This is a genomic window from Streptomyces sp. LE64, from assembly GCF_052606915.1.
The window spans coordinates 3,858,715-3,872,638 of the sequence record NZ_CP199708.1; the positions used below are offsets into that span (position 1 = coordinate 3,858,715).

General features: G+C 71.0%; 10 protein-coding genes. 5 read left to right on the forward strand and 5 right to left on the reverse strand.

Annotation, left to right across the window (positions count from 1 at the left end):
• Nucleotides 1–170 precede the first annotated feature (170 nt).
• The 5 genes from ACSMX9_RS17555 to ACSMX9_RS17575 all read left to right on the forward strand — a co-directional run bounded on the left by ACSMX9_RS17555 (nucleotide 171) and on the right by ACSMX9_RS17575 (nucleotide 8,104).
• Nucleotides 171–350 carry an FxLD family lanthipeptide gene (locus ACSMX9_RS17555; protein WP_016825826.1) on the forward strand — a complete coding sequence of 60 codons (180 nt, stop codon included), beginning with the start codon at nucleotides 171–173 and terminating at the stop codon, nucleotides 348–350.
• A gap of 217 nt (nucleotides 351–567) precedes the next feature.
• Nucleotides 568–3,522: a lantibiotic dehydratase gene (locus ACSMX9_RS17560; protein WP_445395037.1), complete on the forward strand. Its 2,955-nt coding sequence runs from the start codon at nucleotides 568–570 to the stop codon at nucleotides 3,520–3,522.
• The gene (locus ACSMX9_RS17565; protein WP_445395038.1) at nucleotides 3,519–4,793 is read left to right on the forward strand and encodes a lanthionine synthetase C family protein; all 1,275 of its coding nucleotides are present in this window, start codon (nucleotides 3,519–3,521) and stop codon (nucleotides 4,791–4,793) included. The genes ACSMX9_RS17560 and ACSMX9_RS17565 overlap by 4 nt, the downstream gene beginning before the upstream one ends.
• 21 nt (nucleotides 4,794–4,814) lie before the next feature.
• Nucleotides 4,815–6,896 (forward strand): methyltransferase, FxLD system, encoded by a 2,082-nt coding sequence (gene fxlM / locus ACSMX9_RS17570; RefSeq protein ID WP_445395039.1) that lies wholly within the window; start codon nucleotides 4,815–4,817, stop codon nucleotides 6,894–6,896.
• Between the two features lie 89 nt (nucleotides 6,897–6,985).
• The gene (locus ACSMX9_RS17575; RefSeq protein ID WP_445395040.1) at nucleotides 6,986–8,104 is read left to right on the forward strand and encodes a hypothetical protein; all 1,119 of its coding nucleotides are present in this window, start codon (nucleotides 6,986–6,988) and stop codon (nucleotides 8,102–8,104) included.
• Between the two features lie 23 nt (nucleotides 8,105–8,127).
• Here ACSMX9_RS17575 and ACSMX9_RS17580 read toward each other — a convergent pair whose 3' ends face one another.
• From ACSMX9_RS17580 to ACSMX9_RS17600, 5 genes are all read right to left on the reverse strand, one after another.
• A complete protein-coding gene (locus ACSMX9_RS17580) occupies nucleotides 8,128–9,843 on the reverse strand; it encodes a relaxase/mobilization nuclease domain-containing protein (RefSeq protein ID WP_445395041.1) in 1,716 nt (571 codons plus the stop codon).
• Nucleotides 9,840–10,409, reverse strand: coding sequence for a MobC family plasmid mobilization relaxosome protein (locus ACSMX9_RS17585; RefSeq protein WP_445395042.1), 570 nt, complete (start codon nucleotides 10,407–10,409; stop codon nucleotides 9,840–9,842). Before ACSMX9_RS17585 ends, ACSMX9_RS17580 begins: the two co-directional genes overlap by 4 nt.
• A 346-nt stretch (nucleotides 10,410–10,755) precedes the next feature.
• Nucleotides 10,756–11,604 (reverse strand): DUF2637 domain-containing protein, encoded by an 849-nt coding sequence (locus tag ACSMX9_RS17590; protein WP_445395043.1) that lies wholly within the window; start codon nucleotides 11,602–11,604, stop codon nucleotides 10,756–10,758.
• Nucleotides 11,605–12,126: 522 nt separating this feature from the next.
• Nucleotides 12,127–13,455, reverse strand: a complete 1,329-nt coding sequence (locus ACSMX9_RS17595) for a DUF3631 domain-containing protein (RefSeq protein WP_445395044.1) — start codon at nucleotides 13,453–13,455, stop codon at nucleotides 12,127–12,129.
• 233 nt (nucleotides 13,456–13,688) lie between these two features.
• Nucleotides 13,689–13,919, reverse strand: a complete 231-nt coding sequence (locus tag ACSMX9_RS17600; RefSeq protein ID WP_445395045.1) for a hypothetical protein — start codon at nucleotides 13,917–13,919, stop codon at nucleotides 13,689–13,691.
• Nucleotides 13,920–13,924 lie beyond the last annotated feature (5 nt).

The following is a 13,924-nucleotide window of genomic DNA, read 5'->3' on the forward strand; positions in this document are numbered from 1 at the left end:
GACTTCCCGGCGTGAGGCAGGCGCCCCGTGAGGACTTCCCCCGCGGAGCACGTCCCTTCGTGCCGGGCGGCCAGGAGCCGTTCAGGGAGCAGCCGTCTGGCACCGCTCCCGTGGGCACCTGGTGGGCGCTCCAGCCCAGTAACACCACAACGATTACGAGGAGTTGAAGCATGACGCGCAGCACCGTAGTTCCCAGCCGCACCGAAGTACGCCCGCAGATTCCGGGGGCATCGGATGGCTTCGACCTGGACGTCTCCCTCGTCGAGATCGCCGACCCGGCGGGCCTGGTCAACCTGACCGACGACAACTGCGGGTCCACCTGCGGCGCCTGCACCACCAACGTCGCCTGATCCGGCCCCAGGTCATCCCGGTCTGGTGCCGCCGCGTCTCCGCGCGGCGGCACCAGCCGCCCGTCCCCTCACCTACGGAGGTACCTCGGTGGTCGCTCTGCCTGCAGCGTTCCGTACTGGTTCCACTGCTCTCGTGCGCGCCGTGGCCCGACCCTCGCTGCCGTTTCCTCCATGCCCTGACCTCGATGACCGCTCGCCCAGTGGTTCGTCTGCCCGCGTGGCGTGGCTACGCGCGGTCTGGGCGGACAACGACGTTGCCGAGGCGCTCCAGCACTCCAGCCCGGTCCTGGCCGCGCAGGTAGGGGCCCTGTGTACGGCCGAGCACCCCGCCCTCCGGGATGTGCAGCGCGCGGCGTTCTCCGTGGCCCGCTACCTGCTGCGGGCCCAGCACCGGGCTACGCCCTTCGGCCTGTTCGCCGGTGTGGCCGCCGCGGAGTTCGGCCCGCAGGCGCGGGCCGACTGGGGCGAGGAACACGTGGCCGTGGGCCGCGCTGGGGCAGAGTGGCTGGCGGCCCTGGTCGCGCGGCTGGAGTCATGCCCGGTCCTTCTCGAACGGCTGCCCGTCGTCGTCAACAACACCGTGACGTACCGGGGAGACAGGCTCATCGTGCCGTTCCAGCCGGACTTCCAGGACGAGCGGACGCGCGCGGTCGAGGCGTCTCTGGCCCTGACCGGACCGGTGCGCGCGGTCCTTGCCGCGACCCGGGCGCCGATCCGGTTCGGCACCCTTCTGGACAAGCTCCAGGCGGAGTTCCCCGAGGCCGGTCCCGAGAAGGCGCGTCAACTGCTGGCGGAGCTGATCCGGCGGCGGGTGCTGATCACGAGCCTGCACACTCCGAGCACCGAGACGGACGCCCTCGGGTATCTGGTGGGCCAACTCGACGCGATCGACGCTGGAAGCCTTGCCCCGGTCGCGGAGACCGTGCGCGAACTCCGCGCGGTCCGGGCGGGCCTGGAGGAGTGCGCCGCGCACGGCGGCCGGGACAGCGTCGCGGCGCGGATGCGAGATCTCGTCCCCGGTCTTCGTCGCCACCCCGTCGCGCTTGACCTGCGCCTGGACGCGCAGATCGTTCTGCCGGAAGCGGCCGCCCGAGAGATCGAGCGCGCCGCTCTCATCCTGACCCGCTTGAGCATCCGCCCGTACGGGACCGCCGCGTGGAACGAGTACCACCAGCGGTTCTACGAGCGGTACGGCATCGGCACGATGGTGCCGCTCGCGGAGGTCGTCGCGGACAGCGGCACCGGCTATCCCGACGGCTACCCAGGCACTCCGGCCGGCGCACGCAGGCGCCGCGTCTCCGCTCGGGATGACGCCCTCGTACGGCTGGCTCAGGCCGCCGCGCTCGACGGACGCAACGAAGTGATCCTCACGGACCAACAGATTGAGGCCCTGGACGTAGGTCCCGACGAGCCTCGGCTGCCACCGCACCTGGAGATCGGGGTGCGGCTGCACGCGGCCAGTCTGGAGGATTTGCAGGGCGGGCGGTTCCGGCTGGAGGTCGTGAGCGTGTCCCGTGGCGTCGGCGTCTCCACGGGCCGGTTCCTCAGCGTGTTGGCCACCGCCGACCGGGAGGCCCTGGTCGCCGAGCTTGCTGACCTCCCGGCCGCAGACGGCAACACCATGCCCGCGCAGCTCTCCTTCCCGCCCCTGCTCCCCGAGAGCGCCCACGTCACCCGCTCCCCACAGGTCCTACCCACCGTGATCAGCCTTCAGGAGCACCGTGCCCCGCAGGACACCGTCCTCACCCCGGAGGACTTGGCGGTCGGGTGCGACGGCCGCCGCATGTACCTCGCCGCCCCCGAGCGCAGACATCGAGTCGAGGCCATCGGGATGCACGCGCTGAACCTGCGCACCCACACGTCGCCGCTGGTGCGGTTCCTCACCGAACTGTCCCGCGCCCAGTGCGCGCAGGTCATCGTCTTCGACTGGGGCGCCGCCGCGGCGATGCCGTTCCTTCCACGCTTGCGGTACGGCCGGACCGTGCTGGCCCCGGCGCGGTGGCGGCTGGAAGCGTCCGAACTGCCCGGCCGCGTCCGTCCTCGGGCCGAGTGGGATGCTGCGTTCGCCGCCTGGCGTGTCCGGCGGAGGCCGCCGCGCCGCGTCTACCTCGTTGAGGACGACCGGCGCCTCTTCCTCGACCTCGACGAGGCCGGCCACCGTGCGCTCCTGCGCAGACACCTCGACCGTTCACGCCTGGCCGTGCTGGTCGAGGCCCCTGAACCAGAGGCGTACGGCTGGTGCGGCGGGCGAGCCCACGAGGTCGTAGTTCCACTCAGGGCGACCCGACCGCCGACGTGGCCACCTCTGCCCACCCCGAGCCGGGCCCGCGTCCTGTCTGCGGCCCAGATGCAGACGCCTGCCGCGTCCTCGGTTCTTCTGGCCGCCCTGTACTGCGATCCCCGCCGCCAAGACGTCTTGCTATCCCGGCACTTGCCTGGCCTTCTCGAACAACTCGGTAACCCGCCTTGGTGGTTCATCCGCTTCCGCGACCCGGACCAGCACCTTCGCGTACGCATCGCCCTCCCCGACCCGGAAGCCTTCGCTGACACGGCCCGAACGGCAAGCGCTTGGGCCGACGAGCTACGAAGCATCGGCCTGCTGACCGACCTGCGCTATCCCACCTCCTATCGGGAGATGGGCCGTTGGGGCTCCGACACCGCGTGGGAGGCGGCCGAGGAGGTCTTCCGGGCAGACTCGCGCGCCATCCTGGCTCAGCTCGCGCAGTCACAGCGCCCCGTTCAGCGCACGCTGGTGGCGGCCCACACCGTTGCCATCGCCTCCGCGTTCCTCGGCAGCACCGCAGCCGGGATGCGGTGGCTGATCAACCACATCCCTCCGAAAGCCCCCGCTCCCGTTCCGCGCCCGCAGTTCACCGACGTCGTACGGCTCGCTGACCCGAGCGACGACTGGGCGGCGCTGCGCCGTGTCCCGGGCGGGGACGCCGTCGTGTCGGGATGGGCCGACCGGGATACGGCACTCACCACGTACCGGCCGCACCTGCCTGGCCCGGACACCCAGGGCATCGCCGTCGACGACGTCCTGACCTCCCTGCTGCACGTCCATTTCGTGCGCCACGTCGCCGTGAACTTCCCGGAGGAAGAGGTCTGCCTCTACCTGGCTCGTGCCGCCGCCCTGGCCTGGACCGCCCGCACCCGTGGGAGGGCTTCGTGACCGCCCACCCCGCGCTCGGCCTGGTCGACGCCATCGCCGCCCGGCTCGCCGATCCCGAGACCGTGCCCCTCGCCTCCAGGACGCTGTCCTCGGACCGGCAGCACCTTGCTTACGGCCCGCCCGGAATCGCGCTGCTGCACATCGAGCTGGCCGCGAGCGGCCTCGGCCCGTGGTACCGCGCCCACGCCTGGCTCGCCGCCGCCTCCCGGCAGCCGCTCACCAGCGGCCCGGACAGCCACCCGTTCTACGGAGTGCCCGCCTTCGCCCACGCCCTGAGCTGCGTCGCCGACCACCTTCCCGGCTCCTACCAGCGCGCCCTCAACGCGATGGACGGACGGATCGCCGTCGACGTCGGGCGCCGTCTCGATGCCGCACATCGCCGCATCGACGCCGGACGCCTGCCGCAGCTCGCCGAGTTCGACGCCATCCGGGGCCTCACCGGATACGGCGCCTATCTACTGCGCCGAGACCCCGGCAGTTCCACGATGCGCGCCGTTCTTGACTACTGCGTGCGCCTCACCGAACCGATCACTCACTACGGCGAGACCCTGCCGGGCTGGTGGGCGGAGACCGGGCCCTCGGGAAGCCCGGACGACCGATTCCCCGGTGGACACGCCAACACCGGTATGGCGCACGGCATCGGCGGCGTGCTCGCGCTCCTGGCCCTCGCCGCTCGGAACGGCTCCGTCACCGACGGGCACCACGCAGCATTGCGCACCATCCTGGCCTGGCTGGACCGCTGGAAGGAGAAGGCCGACGGCGGACCGGTCTGGCCGTACTGGGTCACTCAGGGCGAGCTGCGCAGGGGGCGTCTCGCCCCGTCCGCGCCCCGGCGGCCATCCTGGTGCTACGGCACCGCTGGCCTCGCCCGCGCCCAGCAATTTGCCGCGCTCGCCCTCGGCGATACCAGCCGCCAGATCGACGCGGAGAACGCACTCGTGGCCGCCCTCACCGACCCCGAGCAGCTGAAGGCCACAACGGACATCGGCATCTGCCACGGATTCACCGGCCTCGCCCACGCTGCCGCGCGGACGGCAGATGACGCCCACCCCTCGACCGTGAGGAAACTCCGAGCCGCAATCCCGGCCCTCCTGGCTGCGGTCATCCCACCGGGCACCGACCTCGAACGCATGGCCACGACTCTCATTCAGAACGAGGAAGGCGGCCCCGGCCTCCTCGACGGTGCCGCCGGCATAGCCCTGGCCCTCCTCGCGCCCGGCACCGCCGCACCACCCCGGTCCGCCTGGGACACATGCCTCCTCATCGCTTGATCCACCGACCGAAGGACCTCTATGCCTCCCGACCACTGGCAGCAGCACAACATCACCTTCGTTGACCGCGAGACTGCCCGGCGCACCATCGCCGAACGCCTCGGCCCAGCCCTGATCGAGGCCGAGGCCGACGGGCAGCTCACCGGCTGGTGGTTCATGAACAAGCAGCCCTGGCCGCTGCGTTATCTCGCCGACAAGCCCTCACCAGCCGTCGAATCACTCCTGAGCGATCTCGTCGGCGACGGCGTGGCCGTGTCGTGCCTGCCCTGCGTCTACGAGCCCGAGACCGACGCATTCGGCGGCCCGGAGACTATGGACGCAGCCCACGAACTGTTCCACAGCGACTCCCACCACCTGCTCACCTACCAGCCGGGCCCGATGCACTTGGGACGCCGGGAAACCGCCGTCCTGCTGGCGAGCACCCTGATGCGCGGCGCTGGACTCGACTGGTTCGAACAGGGCGACGTATGGGCGAAAGTCGCAGCCCTTCGACCGGCCACCAATCCACCACCACCCGAACGAGCCGCCGAACTGGCCCCGCCCATGCGCAAGCTCATGACCGCCGACGCCCACAACCTCTGCCACCCGGGCAGCCCACTCCACGCGCACAAGGAATGGGTGACCGCCTTCGAACGGGCAGGCGCCACGCTCGCCGACCTCGCAGCGCGCGGCTCCCTCACCCGCGGCCTGCGAGCCGTCATCGCCCACCACGTGATCTTCCACGCCAACCGCGCTGGTCTCCTCCGGGACGACCAGAGCGCCCTGTCCCACATCGCACGAGAGGTAGTCATGGGAACGAGTGACCACACCGAGTCGCCCACCGAGGCAACGGCCGACATCGATAGCGTCAGCGCGGTGAACACCGATACGATCACCACCCCCACGGCGGACGCCGAGCGCCTCCGCAACGCCCTGGTCGACCAGCTCCGTGCGGACGGACACGCCCGCACGCCCGCCGTCGAGACTGCGTTGCGGACCGTGCCCCGCCACGTGTTCGTGCCCGACGCGTCGCTCGAAGACGCCTACGCCAACACACCGGTTCATATCAAGTACGACACCGACGGCACGTCCATCTCCTGCGCCTCCCAGCCCGGCGTCGTCGCCCTCATGCTGGACCAGCTCGAAGCCCAGTCCGGCGAGCGCATCCTCGAACTCGGCGCCGGCACCGGTTACAACGCCGCTCTGCTCGCCTACCTGGTCGGCGAGACCGGACATGTGACCACGCTCGACGTCGACGACGACCTCGTGGAAGGCGCCCGCGCCCACCTCTCCGCCGCCGGGATCACCAACGTCGAGGCCGTGACCCGTGATGGGGCTCTCGGCTACGCCGAAGCGGCGCCGTACGACCGGATCATCGCCACTGTCGGTGCCCACGGCGTACCGCACGCCTGGCTGCAGCAGCTCGCCCCCGGCGGTCGGCTCCTCGTCCCCCAGCGCCTCAAGGGCACGGTGTCCCGCTCCATCGCCTACGAGCAGCGTGACGGCCGGTGGGTGTCCCTCGGCAGCGAGATGAACACCTTCATGCCGCTTCGGCGGGGCATCGCTGACGACGACCGCCGAGTGATCCCGCTCAGTACGGACGGCGCCGTACGACTCCAGGCTCCCGCCGGGGTCAGCATCGACGCCGATGCCCTCGCAGGCGTACTTGACCAGCCGCGCACCGAGGAGTGGACCGGCATGACGGTCCGCGCCATGGAGTCGCCCGAGTGGATGGAACTGTTCGTCACCTGCTCTCTCCCCTCTGGCCTGATCCGGATGCTGTTCCCCCAGAGTGCCAAAGGCACTCTGCTCACTGAGGACCCCTACCCCTCGTCGACCGCGGTCGTCGACAAGGGCGCCGTCACCTACCTCGCCCGGCGCCTGTCGAAGGAGAAGACCCCCGACGGCGACAAACTCTGGGAGTTCGGCGTCATCGGCCACGGCCCCGGAAGCGACGAACTGGCCGCGAAGGTCGCCGACGCCATCCGTACCTGGGACAGGCAGTACCGAGGCCGTGAGGCCACCTTCGAGATCAAGCCCCTCGACGCCCCCGAGATCGAGCAGCGCTCCGGTCTCTTCGCCCTCGACACCCCGCTGAACCGCATCGTCGTCGACTGGCGATGACTCCCCACGCGTAGCGGACGGTGCCCGCCGGCACACGGCCGGCGGGCACCGTCGCCTCAACAGCCCTCACTCTCGACCCCGGGGGATTCATGGACCCGCACGGCCTCACGGCCCAGCGCTTCCCGCTCGTCGCCCGATTCCGACCCGCCTGCTTGCCCCTGCCCGAACGCGTAAGCGCACTCGTCGACTTGGCCGACACCGCGGTGAAAGAGGCTGACCAGGGGCTCGGATCGGCCGTCTACAACCAGGCCGCGCTCATTGCCTCCGACCTAAACCTTCCCGACCTCGCCCGCGAGATGTGCCACCAGCACGCCGCCGCCTACCTCCACGCTTGCCCCCTGCCCGGCATGAGCGCGATCCGAGGACTGGAACCGGTCGTCAATCTCGCTCGCCTCCAGATCCGCGCCGGCCACGCCGATGAGGGCCGTCAGCGACTGCTCGACCTGTACAAGGCCGTCGAGACGCGTACAGCCGCCCGGTTCGAGGGCGTCACCGTACCCCCGGACCTGACTGCGACCAGCGAAGACCGCCAGGAAGTTCGCGCGTGGCTGTGGCGCGTCCTCCTCGCAGACGGCACGCGCACCCTCACCGTCCAAGGGCGATGGGCCGAGGCGCTGGCGCACATCGAAGCCCACCAGGGCATCGGAAAGCGGATGCTCGACGGTCGGCAGGTCGCCGTACTCGCCGCCCTCGTTGCGGGTGACACCGCATGGGCCGCTGTCCTCCTTGCCGACACAATGCCCGGCGACCCATGGGAACAAGCCGTCACGGCATGCCTGACCGTCCTATGCCGACGCGACGCCGGGCAGTCGATCGACGGTCATCTTGCCGATCTGGTGACGGCCTACTCCGGGCGGAAGGCCGAACCCGGGATGACCGTCTTCGACACCCGCCTCGGACTTACAGTTCTCGACGCGATCGGGTCCGCCGAGGCGCTCGCCGCGCACCACATCGTCGAGGACCTCCACCGCAGGACGACGTACGCCGAGGACGGCTACGCGGCCCGCGAGAACTTGGCCCACCCTCTGTTCACCGAGATCGCCACGGACGGGCAAGTGCAGGACTGTCGCGCGCTGGTGCGCTCCTGCGCCCTCGGCACAGGGGTCCTCCCGGACGAGCTACGACGAGAACTGACGCCAGCTCTGCGCGTGAGCGACAGCGTGATCCGGGAAAGCCTGACACGTTCCTCTGGGCCCGGAGGAACGTAACCCCCCTGCGGGCGTGACGGTGCCTATCGGCGCTGTCGGCGTTGCTGTTCGGTAGGCGTCGTAGTCGCTGACGGAAGCTGACCGTCGTGGGTCTGTTGGACGCGGACTGAGGCTGTGAGGGTGGAGCGTCGGCGGGCTGCTTCGGCGCGGCGGTTGGGTGCTGGGTTGCGGGCGGTGTGCTGGATGCGGGTGATGAGGACGCGGGCGGGCTGTCGGGCGGTGGTCAGCTCGCGCTGGGCGGCGGCTTCCCGAAGGAGTTGGTGGGGTTGGTGGCCGTGGGCTTCGGCGTCGGCAAGGACGGTGGCGAGCGCGGGCCAGGCCGGGTCGGCGAGGATGCGCTCGGCGTAGCCGGGGACGGCTGCTCGTACGTCGCTGGCGAGGACGCGGCGGGCTTGATCCCTGGGTGGCCGGGCTGTGAGTTCGGTGAGCGTCGGGGCGAGGGCGCGGTCGGCGGCCGTCTGGAGGTGCTGGACGGCCTGGCGGGCGGCGTCGGCCTGGTGGGCGTGGTTCTTCGCTTCGTGCCAGCGCGCGGCGACGATGGTGGCCCAGACAAGAGCTGCGACCAGGGCGGCGAGTGCGCTTCCGTCGGAGCCGGTGGCGGTGTGGACGATGTCGCGTGCCGCACTGCGCAGGGCGTGGGCGGCTCGGTCTTCGGCCCGGACCTGAGAGCGCTGAGCCCGGGCGAACGCCTGGGAGGCGGCCTGGAGTTCGGCGCGCAGAGGGGCGGGTGCCGTCTGGGCGGTGGCTTCGATGAGTTCGCCGAGGGCGGTGATGTGGGCCTGGGCGTGGGTGTCCTCGGCCAGGTCGGTGTGCAGGGTGTCGAGGGCGTCGGTGGCTTGGTGCCAGGGGGTGCTGGGGTGGTTGCGGCGGGCGGTGGGGTGTTCTTCGGGCCGGCTGGATTCGAGGCGGGCCTTGATTTTGGGCAGGGAGAGGTCGGGGGAGATCTTGCTTCCGGGGTGGTAGATCTGCTCGCCGGCCTCGTTGACGTCGCCGGGGCGGCCTGCGGCATAGCCGAGGAGGTCGCCTGACGGGCCGCGCCGGACCTGGACCTCGACGCCACCGGCTTCGAGGTAGGCGATGAATTCCTCGGCGTTCGTCGCGTGGGGGATGGCGGCACGGATGCGGTCCTGGAGCCATTCGGGGCTGGGCTGGTCCCAGCCGAGCCGTTCGGCCTTGTGCATCTCGGCCTGAGTCGGGCGACGGCTTCCGGTTCCGTCCCCCTTCTTCAACTGCCGTAGCCCGTAATCCTTTTCGATCTCGCGGCAGGAGTCACCGACGCGCACGCCGCTGCCGTGCAGTTTGGGGCGGCGGCCGTCCTCACGGACGGTCGTGGCGAGGATGTGGATGTGGTCGTCCGCGTGGCGTACGGCGATCCAGCGGCAGGCCAGGTCGTAACCGGCCGGAGCGATGCCGGCGGCCTGGACGATGCGCTGGGCGATCTCGCCCCACTCGGCATCGGAGAGGTAGCGGTCCTCGGGGGCAGCACGGACCGGGCAGTGCCAGACGTGGTCGGTGACCGGCTTGCCGAACTCACTGTTCCGAAGGTGTACAGGCTCGTCGAGGTAGCGGGCGAGTTCGGTGAGGGTGGCGTTCTCGTCGCGGCCGGGGTCGGGCATGCCGAGCATCGCGAAGGCGGCCACGATGTGCGGGTCGAGGTGCTCGTCGTGGTCGCCGGGGCCGTAGAGGTAGGCGAGCAGGCCGCGGGTGTTGGACCCGGCCGGTTTGATGGCGGCGATCACGCGGACGCCTCCGTCTCCGGATCGGCGGGCCGGCGCAGGGCTTCGGCGATCAGCTCCAGCAGGTCGTGGAGTTCGGTCAGGCGCTCGCGGATGTCGGGTGGGGTGTGGTCGCTGTTGAGGGCGCGGGCGATCTGGTTGACGTTCACGCCGATCCGGTTGAGCTGGCGCAGGACCTGGGCGCGGAAGACGTGCGTGCGGCGGCGGTCCTCAGACAGGGGCAGGTTGGCGGTGAACCGGCCGGTGATGAAGGCGAGGACGATGTCGGCGGCGAAGCCGGAGTCTCCCTTGTAGCCGTGCTCGGCGGCGGCCTCCTGCAGCTGGGTTTGCTCGTCGCCGGTGAAGCGGAGCGGGCCGACGCGGACGACGCGCTTGGTGCCGGTGAAGCGGCGGATCGTGGGCTGCACGCTCTTCACGACGGGCTCACCGCCGACGATCTCGGCGGTGTCGGCGGCGCGTACGGGGCGCAGAGTTGCGCGCTGGACGGTGTGGAGCGTGTCCTCGCCGGGGCTGCCCTCGGCCCCGACGTCCCGGCCTGGCGCCCCCTGGCGCTGGGCCGTCTCCGCCACCCCCGGGGCGGAGACCCCCGAAGGCCGGCCATGAGTCGGACTCGGGGTACTACTGGCTCCGCCCGGGGAAGGCCGTCCGAACGCCCGGCGCCAACGGTCCAACAAGGTAGGGGACTTCGTCAGCGGCAGCGGCTCGTCGGGAGCGTCGTCGGTCTGGAGTGGGTCGTGCGTCATGGACGGTTCTCCGGAGAGGGGTGGGGAAGGCGCGCGGGGCACCACGAAGATCGGATGGCGTTCGGACGGTTTCCGCCTCATCCACAGGTGTGGACGATCACGCGTTACGTGCGGGTGGTGACCGGCGGGCCGGGTGACCGGAAGGGTTCCGGTCACCCGGCAGCGGTTCCGGTCAGCTGCCGGTCCGATGGGTCTCGGCGGAGGGTTCGAGGTCGGCCCGGAGGATGTCCATCACCTCGGTGAGCCGCTTGCTGCCGACCGTCAGCCCTTTGTCCTCAACTGCCGTCCGGACGACGGCCCGGGTGAGCTTGCCCTGCTCAGAGGCAGCAGCCCGGCCGATCTCCACGAGCACCTGGAGGGAGGCGCCAGGCGGACGGCCACCGCGCACCCTGCCCGCCGCAGTGGAAGCGGGCGATTCCGGCGACCGGACGGATACGGAGACTGGCAGCTCAGCGGCCGGGCTGGCAGGCCCGACGCGCGCGACCGGAGCTTCGCGTGGCTGTCGGCCTGCCGTGGCCGAGGTCGCGGCGGGGTGGACGGATGTGGTGGCCGGTGGTTCCGGCACCTGCGCTGCATCAGGGGCCGAATGGTCGGCAGGCTCCGCGACGAGCTCGTGGACCTGCCGCATCAGCACGCCGAAGGCCACCATCGCGGCGGCCGGGGGAACCGCCGCGACCACGTAGTCGAGCAACGGGACGCTGCCGACTTCGCGAGTGCCGGTCACCCCGGCCACGTTGAGCCCGATGGAGCCGACCGATCCGATGGCAGTGACGCCGATGGCCCATCCATCGGTGACCTGGCGCAGGCCCGCGCGGAGCATGAGCAGCTCACCCGCGACGATGAACGCGTCCAACGTCGCGGGCCACGCCCATCGACGAGTCGGCGAGTCACGAAGCCCGTGCTGGGCAGCGACCTCGGCCAGGTGCGCGTAGGAGAGCCAGAACGCACCGGCGGTCAGGACCACGATGACGAACCCGGCCAAGCGGAACACGCGCTGCTCCGCACTGAGCTTCGTCTTCACCGGCTGCGCCTGACCGGGCTGGTCGCCACGCGGCGGGCGTTCTTGGCGACGGGACAAGAGAGGGACCTTCAAGCGGGGTACTCCTGTGGTTTCGGTGTGGGGCGTCTTTACCGTCTTGGCCGTTGCAGGCGCAGGTCACAGCGGGTACGGCAACCGCTTCGGCTCTCCGTCCCGGCAGGCGCCGCCAACATCTCGTTCCGAGAGGAGACAAGCGCGGGACGTCTCGGCGGTCCGGGTGCCGGTGTGGCCGTGCCCCCGGTCGGGACGGTGGCGTTGCGTCTTCCGTCCCGGCGGGCAGGGCTGTGACCTGCGGCGATACGGCAGGACGGCGAGGGACGGCGCATGACGGATACGGGCGGCGTCTTGGCGGTGGGCTGCGATGGTGGATCGCCTTGCCGTCTTGACGCCGGTTGCCGTCTTGCCTGTAGGCCGTGTGACCTGCGAGATCACGGCAGGGACGGCAAGGACGGCAACAAGGGGCGGGGTTCAGCCCGCGTCGAGACCGCCGGGCAGGGCGTTCACTCAGTGAACGGTGGGTGGTTCACCGGACGGGGCCGCCGGGGTGTCCACTGAGTGGACACTGGGGCAGTACCGGCGCCAGGCGTCGAGGAACTTGTTGCGCATGTAGCCCTTGCGCTGGGTCCGGTCGGCCATCCGCACGTTGCCAGGCCGAATCTCGAACGTGCGGAGCATCCTGCCCAGGTCGCGGGAGGTCAGCCCGCCGCGTCCCCACTCCGCCCACGGAGCCTCCGCGTCCTGGCGCAGATGGTGAAGGAGTTCCTCGGTGGACAGGCTGTCCACCTCACGCTGGGCGTAGAAAACCCGGCGGATGTCAGCGAGTATCCGCGCACCGCTCGGGTGGTCCTCCTCGGCCGCCACCTCGGAGGCAACCATCCGCGCACACGCGAGGCGCGCCAGCCGGGGCCAGTGCCCGCCCGCCAAGTCGGCGACGATGACCAGAGGCTCCCAGGTGTCCGCCGCGCGGTCCTCGACCGGCATCTCCGGCTCCAGGTCCGCGGCCTCGTCCAGGAGCGGCCCGACCCACGCGACGACACGGTCACGCAGCTCATGCAGCGCCGGGATGTCGCGCCGCGACCGGAACGGCTTGACCTTCTCGCCCTCGGCCCGGCGCCGCATCCGGATCACCACCGCCCGGTCCATGACCGTGTCGGGCAGGTCGCCGATCCCCGCGATGGCCGCCATGGCGAAGGTCGCGAAGCGGTGCGGGGTGTGGTCGTTGCCGACGACCCGGGTCACGTACCGGTTGCGCTGGTGGCCGGCGTTGAGCAGGCCGCGCATCTCCTCGTTCTTCTCGGCCATCTTCGGGGTGCCGAAGATGGTGTCCGCCTCGTCCACCAGGAGCGTGGGCGGGTTCTCCTCGGTGATCGACCGGAAGATGGCCGCCGGTGTGGTGTTGATGGTGAGCATCGGTTCGTGGACCGTCTCGGTCAGCACGTCCAGCAGCCGCGACTTGCCGCACCGCTTCGCCGGCCCCACCACCGCCAGACGCGGCGCGTGCTGCCACGCGGGCTGCAGATGCGTCGCCGCCACCCACAGCGTGACCGCGTCCAGCGTCTCCGGCGAGGGCAGGATCACGAACTGGGCGATCTGCGCACGCAGTTCATCCAGCAGCGCCGAGCCGCAGGTCGGCTCCGCATCGGGTATCGCCTCCAGGCCGCTCGGCGTCTCCACCTCGTCGGCGCCACGGGCGTCCGCATCGCCGTCCCGGTTCCGATCGGCGCCGTCGGCCTGCGTGGCGTGCAGGTGGGCGCCGGGGCGGCCGGGGATGGCCGCTGCGGGCCAGACGGCCTGCGCGGGGGCGGAATAGGGCTCGGGGTTCTCGGGTTGCACTCGGCAGCTCCTCGTCTGGCGGTGGCGGGCTTGCACGCCCTTGCCGCCGGGTCGGTTCACATGGGATCGCTGGGGAGTCATCGGGCCTCCGGCGTTGCACCGCCGGGGGCCCACCCCTTTCTCGCGAGCGTTCGGTGATCGCGAGGGAACACGGACCGTACGTCCACACCCGGCAACAGTCCAGCGTTTCTGTGTCAGCTCAGCGCAGAATGGTCTGCTATCGCTCCCCGCTGTCACGCGGCCAGGCCCAGCAGGGCCAACAGGTCCGCGGTCACCACCCGGTAGGCGTTGCCCAGCCGCAGCACCTTGCACGGGTACTGGCCGCGCTTGGCCAGCTCGTACCCCTTGCTCCGCCCCAGCCCCAACGCCCGGTTGCCCGTCTCCAGGTCAATGGCTGCGGGAAGCTCCAGCAGCTCCTCGCGGCTCATGCCCTTCGCCCGGCCGGCGAGTCCGTTCTCGCGCATACGCG

Excerpts from the sequence above, each read along its gene's own strand:
- ACSMX9_RS17555 (WP_016825826.1), top strand. The coding sequence starts at position 171 with ATGACGCGCAGCACCGTAGTTCCCAGCCGCACCGAAGTACGCCCGCAG.
- fxlM (WP_445395039.1), top strand. The coding sequence starts at position 4,815 with ATGCCTCCCGACCACTGGCAGCAGCACAACATCACCTTCGTTGACCGC.
- ACSMX9_RS17575 (WP_445395040.1), top strand. The coding sequence starts at position 6,986 with ATGGACCCGCACGGCCTCACGGCCCAGCGCTTCCCGCTCGTCGCCCGA.
- ACSMX9_RS17600 (WP_445395045.1), bottom strand. The coding sequence starts at position 13,919 with ATGCGCGAGAACGGACTCGCCGGCCGGGCGAAGGGCATGAGCCGCGAG.